At 39.4% G+C, this 18,628-nt stretch carries 18 protein-coding genes and 1 tRNA gene; 7 read left to right on the top strand and 12 right to left on the bottom strand.

Annotation, left to right across the window (positions count from 1 at the left end):
• Positions 1-90: 90 nt before the first annotated feature.
• Positions 91-1,293 (bottom strand): multidrug efflux MFS transporter, encoded by a 1,203-nt coding sequence (locus tag E6139_RS08980; RefSeq protein ID WP_316402724.1) that lies wholly within the window; start codon positions 1,291-1,293, stop codon positions 91-93.
• 258 nt (positions 1,294-1,551) lie between these two features.
• Here E6139_RS08980 and E6139_RS08975 point away from each other — a divergent pair, with 258 nt between their 5' ends.
• The gene (locus tag E6139_RS08975; RefSeq protein ID WP_316402723.1) at positions 1,552-2,358 is read left to right on the top strand and encodes a Cof-type HAD-IIB family hydrolase; all 807 of its coding nucleotides are present in this window, start codon (positions 1,552-1,554) and stop codon (positions 2,356-2,358) included.
• 49 nt (positions 2,359-2,407) lie between these two features.
• Here the strand turns inward: E6139_RS08975 and E6139_RS08970 are convergent, their stop codons facing one another.
• The 5 genes from E6139_RS08970 to E6139_RS08950 form a co-directional block, all read right to left on the bottom strand.
• Positions 2,408-2,908 carry a flavodoxin family protein gene (locus E6139_RS08970; RefSeq protein WP_316402722.1) on the bottom strand — a complete coding sequence of 167 codons (501 nt, stop codon included), beginning with the start codon at positions 2,906-2,908 and terminating at the stop codon, positions 2,408-2,410.
• Positions 2,909-3,094: 186 nt separating this feature from the next.
• Positions 3,095-3,877 (bottom strand): hypothetical protein, encoded by a 783-nt coding sequence (locus E6139_RS08965; RefSeq protein ID WP_316402721.1) that lies wholly within the window; start codon positions 3,875-3,877, stop codon positions 3,095-3,097.
• A 231-nt stretch (positions 3,878-4,108) separates the two neighbouring features.
• A complete protein-coding gene (locus E6139_RS08960; RefSeq protein WP_316402720.1) occupies positions 4,109-4,801 on the bottom strand; it encodes a DUF2922 family protein in 693 nt (230 codons plus the stop codon).
• 39 nt (positions 4,802-4,840) lie between these two features.
• Positions 4,841-5,236, bottom strand: coding sequence for a hypothetical protein (locus tag E6139_RS08955; protein ID WP_316402719.1), 396 nt, complete (start codon positions 5,234-5,236; stop codon positions 4,841-4,843).
• A gap of 298 nt (positions 5,237-5,534) precedes the next feature.
• Positions 5,535-5,762, bottom strand: a complete 228-nt coding sequence (locus tag E6139_RS08950) for a hypothetical protein (RefSeq protein WP_316402718.1) — start codon at positions 5,760-5,762, stop codon at positions 5,535-5,537.
• Positions 5,763-6,489: 727 nt separating this feature from the next.
• Between E6139_RS08950 and E6139_RS08945 the strand changes: the two genes are divergently transcribed.
• Both E6139_RS08945 and E6139_RS08940 read left to right on the top strand, forming a co-directional pair.
• The gene (locus E6139_RS08945; protein ID WP_316402717.1) at positions 6,490-7,425 is read left to right on the top strand and encodes a homing endonuclease associated repeat-containing protein; all 936 of its coding nucleotides are present in this window, start codon (positions 6,490-6,492) and stop codon (positions 7,423-7,425) included.
• A 307-nt stretch (positions 7,426-7,732) separates the two neighbouring features.
• Positions 7,733-9,127 carry a homing endonuclease associated repeat-containing protein gene (locus E6139_RS08940; RefSeq protein WP_316402716.1) on the top strand — a complete coding sequence of 465 codons (1,395 nt, stop codon included), beginning with the start codon at positions 7,733-7,735 and terminating at the stop codon, positions 9,125-9,127.
• A gap of 536 nt (positions 9,128-9,663) precedes the next feature.
• Here E6139_RS08940 and E6139_RS08935 read toward each other — a convergent pair.
• Together E6139_RS08935 and E6139_RS08930 are read right to left on the bottom strand one after the other, a co-directional pair.
• Positions 9,664-9,751: transfer RNA gene (locus E6139_RS08935), tRNA-Ser, on the bottom strand.
• Between the two features lie 41 nt (positions 9,752-9,792).
• Positions 9,793-10,365, bottom strand: a complete 573-nt coding sequence (locus E6139_RS08930) for a TetR/AcrR family transcriptional regulator (RefSeq protein ID WP_316402715.1) — start codon at positions 10,363-10,365, stop codon at positions 9,793-9,795.
• A 392-nt stretch (positions 10,366-10,757) separates the two neighbouring features.
• Between E6139_RS08930 and E6139_RS08925 the strand changes: the two genes are divergently transcribed.
• From E6139_RS08925 to E6139_RS08910, 4 genes are all read left to right on the top strand, one after another.
• Complete coding sequence (locus tag E6139_RS08925) at positions 10,758-11,510, top strand: threonine/serine exporter family protein (protein ID WP_316402714.1); 753 nt, start codon at positions 10,758-10,760, stop codon at positions 11,508-11,510.
• A gap of 27 nt (positions 11,511-11,537) precedes the next feature.
• Positions 11,538-11,987, top strand: a complete 450-nt coding sequence (locus tag E6139_RS08920; RefSeq protein WP_316402713.1) for a threonine/serine exporter family protein — start codon at positions 11,538-11,540, stop codon at positions 11,985-11,987.
• Between the two features lie 185 nt (positions 11,988-12,172).
• Positions 12,173-12,769: a TVP38/TMEM64 family protein gene (locus E6139_RS08915; protein WP_316402712.1), complete on the top strand. Its 597-nt coding sequence runs from the start codon at positions 12,173-12,175 to the stop codon at positions 12,767-12,769.
• A gap of 389 nt (positions 12,770-13,158) precedes the next feature.
• Positions 13,159-14,727, top strand: a complete 1,569-nt coding sequence (locus E6139_RS08910; protein ID WP_316402711.1) for a glycerophosphodiester phosphodiesterase family protein — start codon at positions 13,159-13,161, stop codon at positions 14,725-14,727.
• Positions 14,728-14,779: 52 nt separating this feature from the next.
• Here E6139_RS08910 and E6139_RS08905 read toward each other — a convergent pair whose 3' ends face one another.
• From E6139_RS08905 to E6139_RS08890, 4 genes are all read right to left on the bottom strand, one after another.
• Positions 14,780-15,580, bottom strand: a complete 801-nt coding sequence (locus E6139_RS08905; RefSeq protein WP_316402710.1) for an ABC transporter permease subunit — start codon at positions 15,578-15,580, stop codon at positions 14,780-14,782.
• On the bottom strand, positions 15,573-16,484 hold the full coding sequence (locus E6139_RS08900; protein ID WP_316402709.1) for an ABC transporter ATP-binding protein: 912 nt from the start codon (positions 16,482-16,484) through the stop codon (positions 15,573-15,575). The genes E6139_RS08905 and E6139_RS08900 overlap by 8 nt, the downstream gene beginning before the upstream one ends.
• A gap of 257 nt (positions 16,485-16,741) precedes the next feature.
• Positions 16,742-16,969 carry a hypothetical protein gene (locus E6139_RS08895; protein ID WP_316402708.1) on the bottom strand — a complete coding sequence of 76 codons (228 nt, stop codon included), beginning with the start codon at positions 16,967-16,969 and terminating at the stop codon, positions 16,742-16,744.
• A 311-nt stretch (positions 16,970-17,280) separates the two neighbouring features.
• On the bottom strand, positions 17,281-18,627 hold the full coding sequence (locus E6139_RS08890; protein ID WP_316402707.1) for a glucose-6-phosphate isomerase: 1,347 nt from the start codon (positions 18,625-18,627) through the stop codon (positions 17,281-17,283).
• Position 18,628: the final 1 nt, after the last annotated feature.

Genomic DNA, 18,628 nt, shown 5'->3' with positions numbered 1-18,628 from the left:
AATTCTTTCTCGTCAAGTTATTTGTTAATTTACTGAACATTTAAAGATTTCTTATTAATTTACAATTAATAACTGCTCGCTCCTACTCACTTAAATCTTCGTCTTCGTCACCAGCAGTTTTCTGAAATTAAACAAGCTCAAAATGATGTTTCCAAACACACAGGCGCTGGTTACAAGGAACACTGCCGGATACCCCATTGAATGAGCGACGGTTGAACCAAGCATTGGTCCAATCACCTGCCCGAAGTTGTTGAACATTTGATTGTAGCTGAAGATACGACTGACTCCTTCCGGCGGACTTATCTTACTGATGAGTGTATTAATGGAAGGCATTAGTGCTCCAGTCGAAAATCCCAAGAAGAAACGCAGTACACCCAGCTGAAACGGCGTTTTGACAAAGGCCATCGGAATGAAGCAAAACAGCGACAGGACTAAACCAGCTAATAGAACTTTATGATTTCCAATCTTGTCACTAATTCTTCCCAACGTTGGTGAAGAAGCCACCGCCGAGACACCTGCAACTGAAACAATGAACCCGCTGATGACCAGAGCGTTGCTGCTGGATCCACTAAGATCCCGAATGTATAGGGTCAAGATCGGACTGATACTGGTTGCGCCGACTTGTAAAATTAAAGAACTGATAAATAAGCCAATCAGAATGGGCATGTAGTTGATCCGCTTGCGCAGCTCGGTTATGCTGATGACATCTCCCTTTTCGATCGGTTCAAACTCTTCCTTCACCATAAAAATCGTTAAGACAGTCACCAATAATAGAATAATTCCCGTAATAATAAAAACATTTCGCAAACCAAACCATTGAGCCAGCAGCCCACCAAGCAATGGACCGATCAAGTTACCGGCAACACCGCCTGTCGCAAGAGTTCCTAATGCCCAGCCGCTTCGTTGTCGTGGCACTTGAGAAGCAATCATCGCCGTCGCGTTCGGCGCATAACCTGAAAGTACCCCCGTCATAAAACGCATGATCAATAACCAATATACATTTGAGACAAAGGCCAATGACCCCATCGTGATCGTCATGCCAGCAGCCGCTCGGACCATCATTAGTCGTCTGCCTTTCCGATCGGCTAAGTTGCCCCAGATCGGAGCGACGATCGCCGCCGCAAAAGCCGTAACTGAGATTGCCAGACCTGAAAATAATTCGACTTGATTCTTAGGTGTTCCCAACTGTTCAATATAGACTGGTAAAAAGGGCATTACCAAACTGAAGCTGGCACCAGTAAAAAAACACCCAATCCATGAAATCAACAGATTCCGCCGCCAATTAATCTTCATTTTTTTGAATCCCCTTTCTTGTCCTATTTTATTTCTATACTATCGCAGAATCCACTCAAAAAGGCGTTTTTCTTCACTCAACGATTTTGAAAATTTTCTAATAGTTTGATCTTTTTAAAGTGCTTCGGTTGCGTTTTCCAACAGATGTGCTAGACTGAAACAAATTGAAATGAGGATGTCATTTCTGCTTTCTGCCTCTGCAGGAGTAGCAGAATGTTATATGTTCTGAGAATCCAATAATACAAAGTAGGAGTTTTTATGAAAAAATTGATCGCTATTGATTTAGATGGAACGACGCTAAATCAAGATTCTAAAATTACTGATAAAACCGCAAAAACTCTGCGCCGTGCGATTGAAGATGGTCACTCTGTGGTGATTGCGACCGGTCGCCCATATCGCATGAGTAAAAACTTTTATCAAGAATTACAGTTAACAATGCCAATGATTAACTTTAATGGCGCCCTTGTTCACATGCCCGGAAAAAAATGGGATGGCGAGCAAGAAACGTCTGTTAATCGGAAGATCGTCTTTGATATGATGGCAGAAAAGAAAAACCTAAAACTAGATTTCATCGCCGCGGAGAACCGCGAGACCTTCTTTATCGATGATTTAAATTTCTTTGACCAGCATTTCTTTGCCAGCGACTTTGCGACAAATGATAATCTGCTGACTGTCAATACCCTGCGCACTAACCCCACTTCAGTCCTATTACGCAGCCAGCCGGAAAACGTCGGCAGTGTTTCTGAAGAATTGAAGCAGCAATTTGGACAGGAAGTCGAGGTAAATACTTGGGGCGGACCAAACCCGGTACTAGAAGTCGTTGCTAAGGGGATTCAAAAAGCCCATGGTTTGAAACGGGTCATTGATAATTTTGGTTTGAAACAGGAAGATATCATCGCATTCGGTGACGAGCACAATGATGTAGACATGCTGAAATTTGCCGGTTGGGGAGTTTCGATGGTAAACGGAACAGATCAATTGAAGTCTGTTGCCGATGATATCACTGAAAAACCAAACAGCGAAGACGGTATGGCTGAATATTTAGCTAAATATTTAGATTTATAAGAAAAAACTGAGGTAGGAGAATCACATGATTCTTCTACCTCAGTTTATTTTATTTCTCAAATAGTTCGATCGCCTTTTCCGCAAAACGTTGACCAAAAATTTTAAAGGTGTCTTTGGCTTCCTCATAATGATTCCCTACTGCATCCAAAGCCACCGGACCGTGATGGATGAAAGGTTGACCAAATGCCGAACCGCTGGAATACACCAACATCCCTCTGACCAGCAGCATTCCCAGCATCGAAAGTATCGCACTGTCGCTTCCGCCCTGTGCGTAATGTGCCGTCGCAAAACAACCGCCCAATTTACCAGCAAAAGATACAGGATAGCTGTCCTCCATCAACCATTGATTCATGCGCCAGGCGCTAGTTGCCATATGCGTCGGTGTGCCAAATACGATCCCGTCACAGGCTGATAAATAATCCTGATCGATCGCCTCCTCCACGGAAAATAGTCTAACTTCGCCGCCAGCTTCCCGCATACCTTCCGCAATAATCTCCGCCATCTCTTTCGTCTGCCCTGTCTTGCTGTAGTAAATGATCGCTATCTTCACACAAACCGCTCCTTTTACTTTTTTCTTTGATAGTACTCCTTTGATACCGGCATTTTCAATATGAAATACTATCAACCATAAATGAGACTTGCTTTATAAACTTCCCCTGTACTTTTTTAAATAAACAAAAAGGGAATTGATTCCTTCACGAACCAACTCCCTTTTTTGCGTAACTCAGATGCTGCACTATTTCACTACTGTATATTCATCAATCGTTTTACCATCTTTATCCTTCAACACAAGCCAGCCATTAGTCCCAGCATAATAAAGAAAGATACCAACCTCATTAACGCTTTTTAATATGATATCTTCCGTTGTCGTGAAATCTGAGATTTTATCTGCATAATCGGCACGCAGTTTCTCGGTTAAACGCGCACTAAACCCCACTGAACCATCCTTGTTCAAGGGCATTTCCTGCTTCAGCTTAGCGCCAGCCTTCAGCACCATCTCATTGCGTTTTTGCCAAACGACTTCTCCTGTTGAATCGTTGTAATCGATATAAAATGGAATCTCGCTGACTTTCTTATTCCAACGATGCTGCGCCTTAGCGGGTTTCTTTTTGACCTTCTCATTCTCATAACCAAACGTCGCTAGAATTTCAAACAATTCTTTTTGATACTTCGCTGCGACTGGAAAATGATTAGCTGCAATCTTTTGCATCTCAAATAAACCCGTCGTCTTCAACGCGTTGTTTTGCCAAACATCAAGCATTTGCTGAGCGAGATCCTTTGCCTCAATATCCCACGGAACGCTGATCGTCACCAGATTATCCGCAGCCTTCAAGGTGTTTTTATCGATTTTCTGACCGTAGTCAACCGCCAGTGCTTCACGCCCTTTGAAGTACACCAGTATCACATCATTTTTTAAAGTCGGCGCCTCTTTCAGGTCGCGATAAATCATTATTTTTCTCTGCTCATCAAATTGGACCTTCGTATTATCCTGATCTATTTCAACCGCTAGTTTAATCATCGGATCTCCCTCAAATCTTTTTTCTTTTAGAGTATTAAAAAAGTTTGAATGAGTCGAATATTCTGTCTCGAGAATCAAAACAAATTTGGAAGAAATATCCTGTTGAAGAGGACGATCGAATCCAGACACGCTCCTGATAACCGTCTCTTTGAGTAAACAGTAATAAGCTTTCAGTAATCTCCGCTCCATCTCATCCCAATACTGGCTCTGAGATAAGACTGAATCAGCTTTTTACTCACGTTTTCGAACACGTTCGAGCAGCCTTTTTCGCCTTTTCATCGGTTTTATTGGTGGTGATTCTTTGTTTGAGGTCATTCCGGTCTCTAGCTTCGGTTCGTCTTCCTGTAATTTTGCGGTAATGATTAGCTTTGCCGGGATAGCTTGATCATCCGCTTCGATAGTTTCCAAAGCACTTCCCGCTGGCAAACAAGTATTTAATAGTAAAAATACCTGGTTTTCACTAATATCACACGAATTGATTCCCATCGGTAATTCAATCGTTTGGATCAACCAACCGGTCTGTGAATAATCATTGGTAATAATCAAGTCTTCGGGAAAACGGATATTTTCAACTGCTTCAATTTTCGCTATATGTTTAACAGGCTCTTTCACCTGAGTAATGGGTTCTGCTTTTGGTTGGACCGGTTCTTTTACTGATTCTGCTGCTGGTTCTGTATCGGTTTCCTTCTTTTTGTCGAAAATTTCTCTTTCTCTCTTTTCGATCACCGTCGCATGGCGGACTTCATCAAATAGGCTGATATCATTCTTATCGAAAATACTCAGCTTGGTCAATTTTGACATTGCGGATCTGATTTCATCCGCATTTTTCGTCGGATCAAAATCTTTAAAACGCAAATGATGGGCTCTGCCATCGCTTCTGCCGAATTCGGCATCGAGTGCCAGTGCTGATGGTGTGACTTTCATAGAATCCCTTCCTTTCTTTCGTATTTTTCCCTATTCAACTCACTGGAGCGACCCAGCCAATCCTGCCAATGGTGCTTCGATAAATTGGGTAAACAAGCCCTTCAGCTTATCCGTAATCGCCGAATAGGTTTTCGCTGGGAATAGCTTAATTTGCAATAAACGCCATTCTTTCTTTTCAAAATATTCCGCGAAATACAGATAAAGATCCCGCAGCACAGCGGTAGATCTTGTGTGCATAAAGATATGTTTTACCAATTCTGGCAGCATAAAAGAAAAATCCTTTTCGCATAGTTCATCTCGTACCTGAAGCGCTACCAGTAGTTCGATCGCGCCATTGCCGTCTTTTGTGTCATGATAATAGTGATTGATGCGTTTTTCTAAGTTTTTGCGTGTCATACTGAAGAGCTGCCGTTCACTTAATCCATATTCTTTCATCTCTTTTTCTCCTATTCTAATTAAAAATCTACTTTTCTCGTTTGATCCAAAATTATAGATGATGGCCAGTCACCACATGGACCTTTATTTGCGTTTTCTAACTTTACAAAAATAACATACGCTTTTTGGTGATCCTTTTCCAGTTCAGAAATTTAATATCCATTTAAGTTATAGAATAATTCTTATATAATAAGAGATATTCCAATAAACGCCGATCTATCAATACCTAAATAGATAAAATTTATAATTTTTACTCATAAAAAAGAACCCTTCGCTCATTCGGCAAAGGATTCCTGAATTATTCAATAATCTTTTTCACTTTAAAAGCTTCCGTTTTTTCTGAAGGCTCTTCCTGATCCGCTAAGTCAAACAAGATGAGCGAATCTTTTCCTTCACCTTCCACAATTACTAATTTTCCTAGTGGATCACGATTGTCTTTGACAATCTGCGCTTCCTTCATAAGCTCTTTCGGGTCGCGCTTAGCGGCGATCGCGTTGCCTAAGTTAAAGAATACAGTCTCTTCCATATTTATCCACTCCCCGTGTCATTTTGTCTTTCAAGTATAGCAGAAATGAATAAAAACGTATAACAAGGGAGATCAGTCTGAGGAGAAATTAATCACATCTAGGCTTCTTTCAGATCACTTAAAGTTATCCATCCCAAATTGAACTGATCTCCTTATTAGTCCCCAGTTCGATCCGTTGCATAACATCGGTCGAATTATCAACAGCTAGCACCATTTGATTGTCTTCAGTCTCACAACAAACACGAAAAATTTCTTTTCTTTTTGCTATTCCCACGAGTTGACGGCATTTTCAAAAATATTGCCAAAAATGATACAAAGCTGAGAATCTGGGATCGTCAACTGCTGGGGAAGCCCCAAAACCGTCGAAGATTTTATCCATACTACTCTGATTATCTCTGTTCCCGTTAATTTTTAACCCTCCATGAATCATCAAATTTTTCTTTATAAACTTTTTTCTCCACACTTTACAAACGGAAAGCTTTATTTCGATAGGCTTTATCAATGTAAAGTCTATACGTTATTTGCTTTACTTTTATTGCGGATATGATTAATTATCTGTTCTCTTTTTTCCTTTCCAGCTATATTAATTTTTATCTTTTTAAGATTTGAAAAATGTTGATAAGGTTATGCGAATCTATTTATGATATCTTTCTCTTAAGGAGAGATACTTTATTTAATGGCTCCTCATTTCAATATCAGCTGTAAAAGTGGAAGGAGGAAATTTTCAATGTCTAAAACGGGAGCCTCAGAAAGATTTTTGATAGAAAAGCTGATGGAGTTTGCAGAAGAACACGGGCGGACACCAACTGCGATAGAATTCGGTTATTCAGATTCAATAAAAAAACTATTTGGATCATATAAAGCGTTTCTCCAGAGCCAAGGATTCGCTGAGAGAATTGGTGAAAATGAGCTAGCGGAAAAGCTTCATGCCTTTGTAGAAGCCAATGGTCGCGTACCGAGAATGACTGAGTTAGAAGATGGGTACTTTATCTATAAGTATTACCGTACGTTCTTTGAGTTTATCCGGGCCTATGGATATGAAAAGCTGTATCTCAGAACATATGGTAAGAATTCAAAAAAAAGTTCATCAACAACAATGGAAGATCGCTTCACAAAAATTGCCCTAGTCGATAAGCTAAGTACATTTGTGAAAAAAAATGGACGAACACCGACATTGGCCGAGTTTGGACATACGAATCTGATCTATAAGTATTACGGGTCCTATTTCGAATTTATCAGAGCTTCTGGTTATGAAGATTTGTATCTCGATTCGCAAACTCCTAAAAAGAAAAATCCGTCAGTGGTAGAATTTGAAAAATCTTTCGCACGGACCATCTTGATCAACCGATTTCATTCTTTCGTGGAAGAGCAGGATCGAGTACCCTCTGCTACTGAATTAGGCCACTTTGATCAAGTAAAAGAATACTTTGGCTCCTATAATGAGTTTGTACGAAGCCAAGGATTTTCAAGCGACTCGCTGGAGAACGACAAGCACCTCACAAAGAATGACTTAGCTAGAAAGTTAAAAACCTTCATTTTGATCAATGAGCATGTCCCAAATAGCCTAGAATTCGGATATGAAGAGCAAATCAAAAATTTGTTTGGAACCTTCGATTCATTCCTTAGAGAAAATGGTCAGGAGCCATTTCAAACAAAGAACTAAGTCTAGTTGATGAGCTGGCGAGGCGATTAACCAAGAATCATCCTTTCCCCAAAATAATTTTTCGATTTTAATCAGTAACTTCTTAAAGATCAGCCTTGCTGGTCTTTTTTAGTGATGATTTTATTTCAGTACTCGTCACCTCCTTTCTCAAATATTTTTTCCTCATCAAAATTTGAAAAAACTTGATAACGTCTTTCAGATTCATCTATGTTATCGTTCTCTCAAGCGGAAAATAAATCGATACAAGGTTTATTCGTCTACTAAAACAATGAAAAATGAGTTCAAATAAATGAGGTGGAAATTAACGATGACCACAAGAGTCACTGAGGAGTTCTTGATAGAAAAGCTTAAGAAATTTGTAGAAGAATATGGACGAACACCCTTGCTTAAAGAGTTTGGCCATTCTGGAAACATCCATAGATTTTTCGGAACCTATACAAATTTCCTCGAAAGTCAGGGCTTCGACAAGAAAAGAACGATTAAGAACAAAGATGAATTAGTGAAGGAGCTCCACGCTTTTGTGAAAACAAATAATCGTATACCAAAAGCGAGCGAGTTCGGATATTTTTCGCTCGTTCGCCGCTATTATGGTTCTTCCTATGAGTTTTTTAAAGCGAATGGATATGAACCACTGCTTCGTGACAACCAAATGTCTAGTCAAAAAAGCGAAGAACTAGAGAAACCAAATGATCCTGTTTTAATCGAATCATTGATAAACAAATTAGCTGCATATGTAGAAGAACACGGACGTACACCTACTGCAAAAGAAATGGGACATGAAAGGCAACTAAAAAAACTATTTGGATCATTTAGTGCGTTTATTCATAGTCAGGGCTTTGCTACTCGCAGGGGGATCACCAAAAGTAAACTGGAACAAAAATTTGGAACCTTTGTCGAGGTAAACGGACGGATTCCAACGAGTGTAGAACTCGGACACCGGTCTGCCGTTCAACGATTATATGGCAATTATCCAGCCTTTTTAAAGGCAAACGGCTACGAACGAGAATATCAGCTGAAGGCCAGAAAAAATTATGTCTCAAAAGAATTCTTGATTAGTAAGTTAATTACGTTTGTTGAGGAGCATGGACAAACGCCCACTGCCACAGAGATGGGATATAAAAAATCAATAATAAACTATTTTGGATCCTATACTGCGTTTATTCGTAGTCAAGGCTTTACTACTTGCAGGGGAGTCACTAAAAGTAAACTAGAACAAAAATACAAAACCTTTTTTGAAGCAAATGGTCGAAAGCCGACGATCGCGGAGTTCGGACATTACGCTGCCATTCAACGACTATATGGCAATTATTCAGAATTTTTAAAAGCAAATGGCTATGTCAAACCAGAAAAGAAGAAGAAAAAGACACCATCAGCTCCGAAACCTGTTATCACATCCGCCTTCTTAAAAGAGGAGCTAAACAAATTTGTGGACGAAAACGGACGAATCCCTACTTCTAAAGAACTTGGCTATAGCGATTTTATAGCTCAAAAATTTGGCTCCTATACCGCATTGCTTCACAGCCAAGGATACAAGTTACCAAGTGAGCAGCTGTCAAAAGAGGAACTGCAAAACAAATTACGAACATATGTCAAAATAACTGGGGAACTACCAAAATACGATGAGTTCGGGTATCGCACGTCCATCAAAAAACTATTTGGATCGTTTGAAGCATTTGTTCAAGCAACTGGCTATGAACCATAACCTCACCGCCTCAGCTCAACTACAAGTTTAGATTGATCTCAAAAAATACTAATAGTTGCGGCTGTCTTCATAGAGACATTGTCCACTAAAAAAGATTTGGTCGAAAATACAAGCCTTGATTCTACTCAGGGAGAAGTAACGAAAGCAAGCTAAACAGATGGATGCGGTGTCGTGTAAAAAAGGAAAGAAATTAATCACTATTCAAAGTAAATGTTTTTTTCTAAGAAATTTCGATAATCTGGAAGATGCTGCAGCTGCCCGCAAAGCCTCCGAAGAGAAATGTTTCGCTCCAATCTTAGAAAAGTACAATGATTAGCTTCATAAAGACTAATAAATTCTCTTTTTCCTGTCGCTTAAGCTTCAATTAAGTTTCATCCGTTATATTCTATTCAACCCTAACAAATCTTTTCATTTTGCCAGTTGCAAACGTAACTGGAACTCCTTTCGCATTACCGAGTGCAAAGGAAAACAAAATAGAGCTGGAAGCATCGACACAGAGTAATCTGCATCAATGCTTCCAGCTCTATTTTTTGGTAAGGAAGGTACGGGATTTGAACCCGTGCACCACATTACTGCGGCTCGACGGATTTCGAGTCCGTTGCATTACCACTCTGCCAACCTTCCGCACCATTTATCTTACCTTTTTTCGTTTAAATGTCAAGATTTTATAATGTATCTAATACAGAAGTGTCTTCTTCTTCCAAGATATTGTTGATCGTGCGGTTCATCAGATGAACAATTTCATCTTGAGTCGGCTCAATAATTCCTGATGACATTAAAGTGGCAATTCCAGTTACACAAATCCATGTTCCAACATGCAGAGCATTGATTTTATTTTCGGATAAATTCTTGTATTTCGGATGCTCAGTAATTAATTGATGGAAATAGTTGTAAGAAAAGTCATGCATTTTCTTTCCACCGCCATATTCTTGAACATATAACGCGTTGTAAAGATTACTTTGTTCCTTAGCAAAATACACATAACTTAAACCCAAATCAATAATGGTATCACCTGTGCGAACTTCTGGGAAAATATCGTAATATAGGTGATTACATATTTCATCTAACAAGGTGTTCTTCAGATCACTCATATTCTTAAACTCTAAATAGATCGGTTGCGTACTGATTCCCATTTTTTTGGCAATGTTCCTTGCTGTAAATCCAGAAAAACCTTCATTTTCGACAACTTCATAGGCAGCCTTTAGAATCTGGTCTTTGGTATAAACTTTTCTTCTCATTTTAATTCCTCCCAGAATGTTATTATTTTTCCCGTCATTTTATTTTAATCAAAAACTGATTAGTTTTGCAACCCTTATGCAAGATGTTATCTAAATTTACAGAAATTTTTTCCTAAAAAGCGGTGATCTTATCGATTTTTTTCTTATAAAGGCAGTGTAAACGTTTTATTATTTATGTAATATTTAACTTATTTCATTAAAAAACAAAAGAGTCGTTATACATTTACGGGCATTTTTGTTTCTTTAAAGTAAAAACAGTATCTCACAAAAAAAAATTTGCTGTTACTTTATTATACTTTCTCTGAGGTTCGGTGACAATCCTTATTCTTTTTCTTGTCTAATTTATTTATTTTCTCTACTATAGTATAGGAATAGTAAGGGGGATTAATAGGATGGAACAGCAAAATTATGCACAACTTGTTTTAAATACCTGCTTAAAGGCCGGAAAAATCATGATGGAGTCCGGCTCAGAGGTTTATCGAGTAGAAGATACAATGAAACGAATCGCCCTCAATGCCGGCTTAGATGATATACAAACATACGTAACTGCGACAGGTGTCATCGTTGGTTTTCCCTCTGAACAGACTAGTCAAGTGGTTCAGATCACCCCGCAGTCGATCAATTTAGAAAAAGTAACTGCTGTCAATCAGGGCTCACGGCAATTCGCAGATGGCGAACTCTCTTTGCCGGATTTCTATCTTTATTTAGAAGAAGTTGATCAGGATACACCTGACTTCCCTTATTTGTGGAAAATTATTTCGGCAGGCATCGTCAGCAGTACACTGATGATTATTTTGAATGGCACTTGGTTTGACTTTATTCCAACCTTCATCATCGGAATGATTGGTTTTGCCGTCCATACCTTTTTCGGTAATAAGCTACAGATGAAATTTCTAAATGATTTTGCGGCAGCTTTGATTATTGGCTGTTTGTCTTTGTTGGCAGTTTCATGCTCGCTAGCACGCGATGTGAATAGTTTGATTATCGGATCGATTATGCCTCTTGTCCCCGGGCTAGCAATCACTAATGCTTTTCGTGATATCATGGCGGGCCATTTGATTAGCGGGGTAGCTCGCGGTACTGAGGCGCTTTTTATCGCTGGAGCGATCGGCGGTGGGATTATCGTTGCCTTTAACTTCTTTTAACCGAATAAATCTACTTGGAGGTTACTCATGAATTTTATTGTCAATTTTCTTTTCAGTATGTTTAGCACGATCGCCTTCAGCGTCATTACGAATATTCCTCGCCGTGCCTTTTTAGCTTGTGGCTTGACTGGGGCTGCCGGTTGGATGACGTTTTGGGTTTTACAAACCTATTTTCATCAAAATATCGGTATCGCCAATTTCATGGGGGCACTATTGATTGGATTAATCAGTATTTTATTCTCACGGACGATGCATATGCCCGTGATCGTCTTCAACGTTCCCAGTTTAGTCCCATTAGTTCCAGGCGGACCTGCCTACATGGCGGTTCGGCATATGATGAACCAGCAGTTTACTGAATCGATGGAAAAAGTCGTGACAGTACTCGTTACTGCCGGCGCAATCGCGATTGGTTTCATGTTCACGAACTTGATCGAACGAGCATTGAAAAGAACACGTTCCAATTTTCAAACTAAATGACTTTAGTAAAACAGGAAAGCCTTCCTGTTTTTATTTGTTTATAGGCTAACGATGTAAGCGTAACCAATAAATATCTAAAAATATTTAAAGTTTTGTACGAAATTTACAAATTACAACCTCAGACCTATGCATTTTGTGAATTTATCCTATATACTCACTGTAGAAAGACAAAGGAGCTGAATCAAATGAGTGTTGTTCAATCCAGAAGGCTGTTAAATATAGTTTCATTAATGGGTATAGCCATAACGATCAGTTTGACAATCTACTTCTATCGTTTAGGAGTATTTAATGATATGAATTCGCTGCAGCAGCTTGTCGGGCAATCACCGATCGCCGGGCCGCTCATTTTCGTTTTAATTCAGATCGTTCAAGTCGTGATTCCAATTATTCCAGGCGGTATCAGCCTAGCAGCCGGGGTTCTGATTTTCGGACCGTACTGGGGTTTCGTCTATAACTATGTCGGTATCGTGATCGGTTCCTTAATTCTGTTTTTAATGGGACGTCACTATGGAAAACCGTTGATCATGCATCTTGTCAGTGATAAGGTTTATCAAAAATACAATCATTGGCTGGATGACCCCCGTTTCGACAAGCTATTCGCACTGGCGATCTTCTTACCAGTAGCACCGGATGATGCCTTATGTTTGATGGCTAGTCTGACAAATATGTCATTTAAAAAATACAGCGCAATCATCTTTTTAGCAAAACCAGCTTCGATCTTCCTATACAGTTTGGCTTTACTACAAGGCGGCGCATTATTACAACAACTACTCCTCCACTAATCCGTTAGTGGAGTTTTTTTGTCAGTTCTACTTCTTGCTTTAGCAAGATTATGTTAGTTTCACTTGCGGTCCTTGCTTAGTGAAACTGTAGACGTAGAATGATATGCGAGGTGAAAACTCAACTCATTTTTCGTGCTCTTCGGAAAATGAGTTCCCTCAAATGAACTAGCTGGCTGCTTTTCGTCGAATATTTATGACTATACTGGATTTACATTTTTCGAGTATCTTTGTAACCAGGCTTCTAGAATGGTATACCTAGCAAAATTCAATTCTACCTATCTTGAATTTCATGAAATAATCTAACTTTTCCGGACAAAGTTGTGATACGCTAAATAAAAAGCACGGTTTATTCCAGATAAACCATTATATATAGCATTTCAGGAGGAACAATGAATTACTTTCGACAACGAATCACGCATTATTTCCGTACGTTTTCCATATATAATTTTTTATTACTTGCCTTTGGTCTCCCTTTTTTGACGGAGGGGCTCTTTTTATTTTTCCGTCAAAGTTTTCTTAATAATCTGTATCACCCATTCTATCTGCTATTATTTTTTGCGTTGATCTTCCTTTTTGGAAATTTGTTCAGCCAAGTCCAATCCAACGAAAAGATCTTTGAGAATTTTTCTTTAAAGGCTGCTTTTGCTAGTTTTGCTTACTGGATTCTTTTATCACCAATTTTTTTCTTTCGCTTTTATCAGATGCTGCTGGTATGGCAGCCACTCCCAGCAAGACTGCTTTCTTTTGTCTTTTTATATCGTTGGAAAATTTTACCAGTTATCGTTTTGCTGTACCTGATCTTGCTTTACTTTCTTTACCGTGGGATTTTGGTACCAAAATACTTGAAGCAAGGAGAAAATCTGAAAGCCAGTTGGCAGCTAAGCTGGCGGAAAACGAACAAACCAACAGCAAAACAGCTTGTTCTCTTTTTCCTTATCCCCTTCGCCTTTTTAGCAGCTAGCTTATTAATCAAGATCGCATTCATCGGATTCACTCAATGGTTGAGTCGTGAAAGCACAGCTATGATTTTATTATTGGTTTATCGTGTGATCCAAAATGCATTATGGGCACTCTTCTTTCTCTACTTGGCCGCTTCTGACAAAGAACCGATTAAGGACGACTCCATGACAAAGGGAACAATCATCTGGCTCGGTCTGATGATCCTGGCTTGTCTTGGGCTCTATTCGTTGCATTACGCTCATGCCTTTCAGGTGAAACAAATCGACGAGCCATTCACGATTTCCCATCGCGGCGTATCTCAGCGAAACGGAGTCCAAAATTCAATCGATGTTCTGGAAAAGACCAGCAAATCCGCTCACCCCGATCTTGTAGAAATGGATGTGCAGGAAACTGCTGATCATCAGTTGGTAGTGATCCATGATGAGGATTTGAAATCCCTGGCGAATAAAAACATACGCATTGATGAATCAACCTGGAATCAACTGAAGGACATCACTTTGAAGGAAAATGGTTATGACAGCAAGATCCCGTTATTCGTTGATTATCTAGCAACAGCAAATCAATTAAATCAAAAATTGTTGATCGAACTGAAAGTAACCGCTAAAACAAAAGACACGATCGTTAAGCATTTACTGCCGCTGAAAGACCAGTTGGTTAATCATCAGCTGCAAAGCATGGATCTAGACATAGCTAATCAAATGAAGAAAAATTTTCCTACAATGAAAGTCGGCTATATCTTACCTTTGGATTTGATCGGTGCGCCCAAAACATCCTTAGATTTCATCAATATCGAGTCACGAACGGCTTGCGGCGACCTGATTCAATTTCTACAACATCGTAATCAAGGAATCTATGTATGGCCAGTCAATTCTAAGCAACAAGCAGCTATTTATCGTTACCAACGCGTAAATGGCATCTTATCCGATGATTTGAGTGTATTCGAGACTGGAACAGAGGATATAAAGGCAAAAACTGCTGGAATTCTTCAATTTGATTAAAGTAAGGACCGTAAACAGTCTTCTCCTTTAGAAGAGTGTTCACGGTCCTTTTTTAACGATCTAATAGGCGTTCATATGTAAAACCTGTCATAGAAAACCTTAATAGCAGCAGTGCAATCATGAGTAGAATCAATCCAATAGAGATGACGATCCAACCACCAAAAACGAGAATACCGGTGAACTGGCCAACGAGAAGCAAAGCCAACGGCATAATCAAGAAGGCTGCTTTTTGTTGTGACTCTTCAATCGTGGTAGATTTTGCAGATCCTCTGACGATTAGGACGATAGAAATAATCGTTATCGCTGGAACAATCAACAGCATAACCCAAAGCCAGTTGATACTGAAAGGCAGCAGTATTCCTTGAAGAAGATACACCTCAACCTCAACAACGACCACGGTTAACAGAAATGAAACATAGGTCACAAAGATTGCGACAAGAAAGGAAGCATAGACCTTTGCTTGAAAAATCTTTCTGATTGACAAAGGAGAATACAGCAGTGTTTCCAGCGTTCGTTTTTCCTTTTCACCGACAAATGAACTAGCTGCCATGACACTTGCAGTCATTATTGGAATAATCAAAAAGAAAATCGGAATGACATTATTAACCATGAGCGATAATAGATCGTAAATTAGCTGCTCTTTGCTCAGTGTTTGAAAATTTGGTAAAATACGTGCCATCTCGGTAAATGATGAGGAATCTGTCGGGCTCAGCAGAACAGTCAACAGCATCATTGTCGGGAAAAGAATCGAGAAAACCAACGGAAGAATCGTCAATACTGAAAAGTAGCGTTTATTTTCAGTAATCCCACGTATATCCTTGATCATGATCGCCTTTTGACGACTATTAATCATGTGTCTCCCCTCCTTCCAATAAAGCGAAATAGATATCCTCCAGTGAATAGTCAACTGGCGTTACCTGTGATATATTGCCGCCTTGAGCAACGATTTTTTTTACTAATTGAGCAATTTCGTCTTTCCTCTGGATACTTATTTCGTAATGATCACCTTTGACTCGATTGCTTTCGATCGTTAGCGGCATCAGATCTGTTTCAAGCATCACCTTAAAGCTATCAAAGGTACGCTTGCGTAATTCTCTCAAACTGCCTAAAGCGAGCAGTTGTCCATTATCCATCAGTCCATATTCATTGCATATCTCCTGCGCATATCTTAATTGATGAGTACAAAGAAAGATTGTCGTTCCTTCTTCTTTGGACAACTCCAGTAAAAGCTCGTTGACACTCTTAGTACTTTCAGGATCAAGACCGCTAGTAGGTTCATCCAGAAATAGAACCTGTGGGCGATGGATCAACGTCCGGGCTAGTGATAATCTTTGCCTCATCCCGGTTGAGTAACTCTTTAATTTCACATCAGCAGCCTCGGTTAAACCCAACTTTTCCAACAGTTGTCGACCTCTTAAGTCACTCTCTGCATTGCTCATTCCAAAAAGCTGTCCGAAAAAACGCAAATTATCAATGCCGGAAAAATGGTCGTACATCCCGGCATGTTCGGTTAAAACACCAGTAGATTGATGAAGCTTCTCTGCCTCACTAACTGGATCGAGACCTAAGACGCGCATCTCTCCATCAGTCGGATCTAAAATACCGTTTAGCAATTTAACCGTTGTAGTCTTCCCCGCGCCATTCGGTCCTAAAAAACCGAAGATCGTCCCTTGAGGTACCACCAGACTAACATTATCTAATGCTTTCTTTCCTTCAGGATATATTTTTTCTAATTGATTGATTTCGATCGCATTCATTTAGGATCCCTCTTTTCTATCAAACGACATACTCCTCTAAACGATATCGTTTTATATTCTTATTGTATTTCTTCTAAGCAGAGGGTTCAATCGATTCTTTGTTAACTTACTGACGCCTAAGTATCGCAATACGATACACCGAAATGTTTTTGACACTTTCTTTTATATTGCTATTTAATAAAAAAATTCGGACCTTATTGAAAGATCCGAATTCTTTTCCTGTCAAAATAAGTTTTTCACATGCTTGCTTAAAAAATTTATGCAGTGCATTCAACCGCAACACAGGCATGCACATTCTCGTATTTCACTAATAAGCGGTTTTGCAATTCGATAACTGCTGCTCGATCAGACGGAGCACAAGATACAACATTGATTAATACCGTATTATTGTAAAGCTGTTCGACAACTCCAATAACTTCCTTTTCGATTCCAATTGCTTTACACTCATAAGCAAGACCAATTTCAATAGTTTCTGTCATTTCCATAATAAATCCCCCTTTAATTCTACGTTTTTATAATAACATAATGAAGTAAAATTGAAAACGTTTTTTATTACTTTTTTTGCTTTTATATCAAGGGGTTCGTCACAATTGTTAGAAAATTCGCAAAACACCAACATAAACAACTGAGGTTATTTTTAATCTCCTATTCATTTTTAATTTATCTTTATTTGTTTAAAACCGATTTCATTATGCTTTTATTATGTTTTTTGTGGTTAATTTTGCTTAGCTGTCAATTACTTTTACTATACCAATTAAAAAAGAGCCCTCGCGTAGCGAGGGCTCTTTTCAATGTTCTATAGACGATTATTCAATTCTTTTGCTAAATCTTCAAATCCTGGTTTTCCAAGCAACGCAAACATGTTTTTCTTGTAAGCTTCCACACCTGGTTGATTGAATGGGTTAACACCCAATAAGTATCCAGAGATTCCAACTGCGATTTCAAAGAAGTACATTGCATAACCTAAAGTATAAGCATCCATTGTTGGGATGTTTAATACAAAGTTTGGAACACCGCCATCAGTATGAGCTAATAGTGTACCTTGATATGCTTTAGAATTAACAAAGTCAACATCTTTTCCTTCTAGGTAGCCAAGTCCATCTAAGTCAGATTCTTGTGCAGGAATCGCCACAGATTTACGAGGTTTTTCCACTTTCACGATCGTTTCGAAGATGTTGCGACGACCTTCTTGGATGTATTGTCCAAATGAATGCAAGTCAGTTGAGAAGTTTGCACTTGATGGGTAGATCCCCTTCAAGTCTTTTCCTTCTGATTCGCCGTATAATTGTTTCCACCATTCGTTGAAATATTGCATACCTGGCTCGTAGTTGACTAAGATTTCAGTCACTTTGCCTTTACGGTATAGAATATTACGAAGTGCAGCATATTGATATGCTTCGTTTTCATCTAAGTTATCGCTTGAGTAAGCTTCACGAGCGTCAGCTGCACCTTGCATCAACGCATCGATGTCCGCACCGCTGGCTGCGATTGGTAATAGACCCACAGCTGTAAGTACTGAGAAACGTCCACCGACATCATCAGGAATCACAAAAGTTTCCCAACCTGCTGCGTCTGCTTCAACTTTAACTGCTCCGCGAGCTTTATCTGTTGTTGCATAGATACGTTTGTTGGCTTCTTCTTCACCATATTTTTTGATCAATAATTCTTTGAAGACACGGAAAGCGATAGCTGGTTCAGTCGTAGTACCTGATTTAGAGATTACGTTAACTGAGAAGTCACGGTCGCCGATCACTTCGATCAAGTCAGCAATGTATGTTGAGCTGATTGAGTTTCCTGCAAAGAATACTTGTGGTGCTTTGCGGTCTTCTTTATCTAACACATTGAAAAAACTTTGGTGTAAGAATTCGATTGCTGCACGAGCTCCAAGGTATGAACCTCCGATCCCGATAACCACTAATACTTCAGAATCAGATTTGATTTTTTCAGCCGCTTTTTTGATGCGCGCAAATTCATCTTTGTCATAGTTTACTGGAAGATCCACCCAGCCTAGGAAATCATTTCCTGCGCCAGTACCTTCGCGTAATTCTTTGTGAGCTAGAGCTACTTCAGATTTGATGTAGTCCATTTCATGTTCGCTCACGAATGGTGCTACTTTCGAATAATCGAAATGAATGTGTGCCATT

It is taken from the genome of Enterococcus sp., assembly GCF_032555305.1.
In the GTDB taxonomy this organism is placed as follows: Bacteria; Bacillota; Bacilli; order Lactobacillales; family Enterococcaceae; genus Enterococcus_A.
Note: the sequence above shows the minus strand (reverse complement) of the source record. Positions and strands in the feature narration are given on the sequence as shown.

What these genes read in the sequence shown, in the direction of transcription:
- E6139_RS08920 (WP_316402713.1), top strand. Translation starts at nt 11,538, where the DNA reads ATGAATTTTATTGTCAATTTTCTTTTCAGTATGTTTAGCACGATCGCC.
- E6139_RS08950 (WP_316402718.1), bottom strand. Translation starts at nt 5,762, where the DNA reads ATGGAAGAGACTGTATTCTTTAACTTAGGCAACGCGATCGCCGCTAAG.
- E6139_RS08925 (WP_316402714.1), top strand. Translation starts at nt 10,758, where the DNA reads ATGGAACAGCAAAATTATGCACAACTTGTTTTAAATACCTGCTTAAAG.
- E6139_RS08890 (WP_316402707.1), bottom strand. Translation starts at nt 18,627, where the DNA reads ATGGCACACATTCATTTCGATTATTCGAAAGTAGCACCATTCGTGAGC.
- E6139_RS08955 (WP_316402719.1), bottom strand. Translation starts at nt 5,236, where the DNA reads ATGAAAGAATATGGATTAAGTGAACGGCAGCTCTTCAGTATGACACGC.
- E6139_RS08910 (WP_316402711.1), top strand. Translation starts at nt 13,159, where the DNA reads ATGAATTACTTTCGACAACGAATCACGCATTATTTCCGTACGTTTTCC.
- E6139_RS08900 (WP_316402709.1), bottom strand. Translation starts at nt 16,484, where the DNA reads ATGAATGCGATCGAAATCAATCAATTAGAAAAAATATATCCTGAAGGA.
- E6139_RS08905 (WP_316402710.1), bottom strand. Translation starts at nt 15,580, where the DNA reads ATGATTAATAGTCGTCAAAAGGCGATCATGATCAAGGATATACGTGGG.
- E6139_RS08915 (WP_316402712.1), top strand. Translation starts at nt 12,173, where the DNA reads ATGAGTGTTGTTCAATCCAGAAGGCTGTTAAATATAGTTTCATTAATG.
- E6139_RS08945 (WP_316402717.1), top strand. Translation starts at nt 6,490, where the DNA reads ATGTCTAAAACGGGAGCCTCAGAAAGATTTTTGATAGAAAAGCTGATG.
- E6139_RS08975 (WP_316402723.1), top strand. Translation starts at nt 1,552, where the DNA reads ATGAAAAAATTGATCGCTATTGATTTAGATGGAACGACGCTAAATCAA.
- E6139_RS08980 (WP_316402724.1), bottom strand. Translation starts at nt 1,293, where the DNA reads ATGAAGATTAATTGGCGGCGGAATCTGTTGATTTCATGGATTGGGTGT.
- E6139_RS08965 (WP_316402721.1), bottom strand. Translation starts at nt 3,877, where the DNA reads ATGATTAAACTAGCGGTTGAAATAGATCAGGATAATACGAAGGTCCAA.
- E6139_RS08895 (WP_316402708.1), bottom strand. Translation starts at nt 16,969, where the DNA reads ATGGAAATGACAGAAACTATTGAAATTGGTCTTGCTTATGAGTGTAAA.
- E6139_RS08930 (WP_316402715.1), bottom strand. Translation starts at nt 10,365, where the DNA reads ATGAGAAGAAAAGTTTATACCAAAGACCAGATTCTAAAGGCTGCCTAT.
- E6139_RS08940 (WP_316402716.1), top strand. Translation starts at nt 7,733, where the DNA reads ATGACCACAAGAGTCACTGAGGAGTTCTTGATAGAAAAGCTTAAGAAA.
- E6139_RS08960 (WP_316402720.1), bottom strand. Translation starts at nt 4,801, where the DNA reads ATGAAAGTCACACCATCAGCACTGGCACTCGATGCCGAATTCGGCAGA.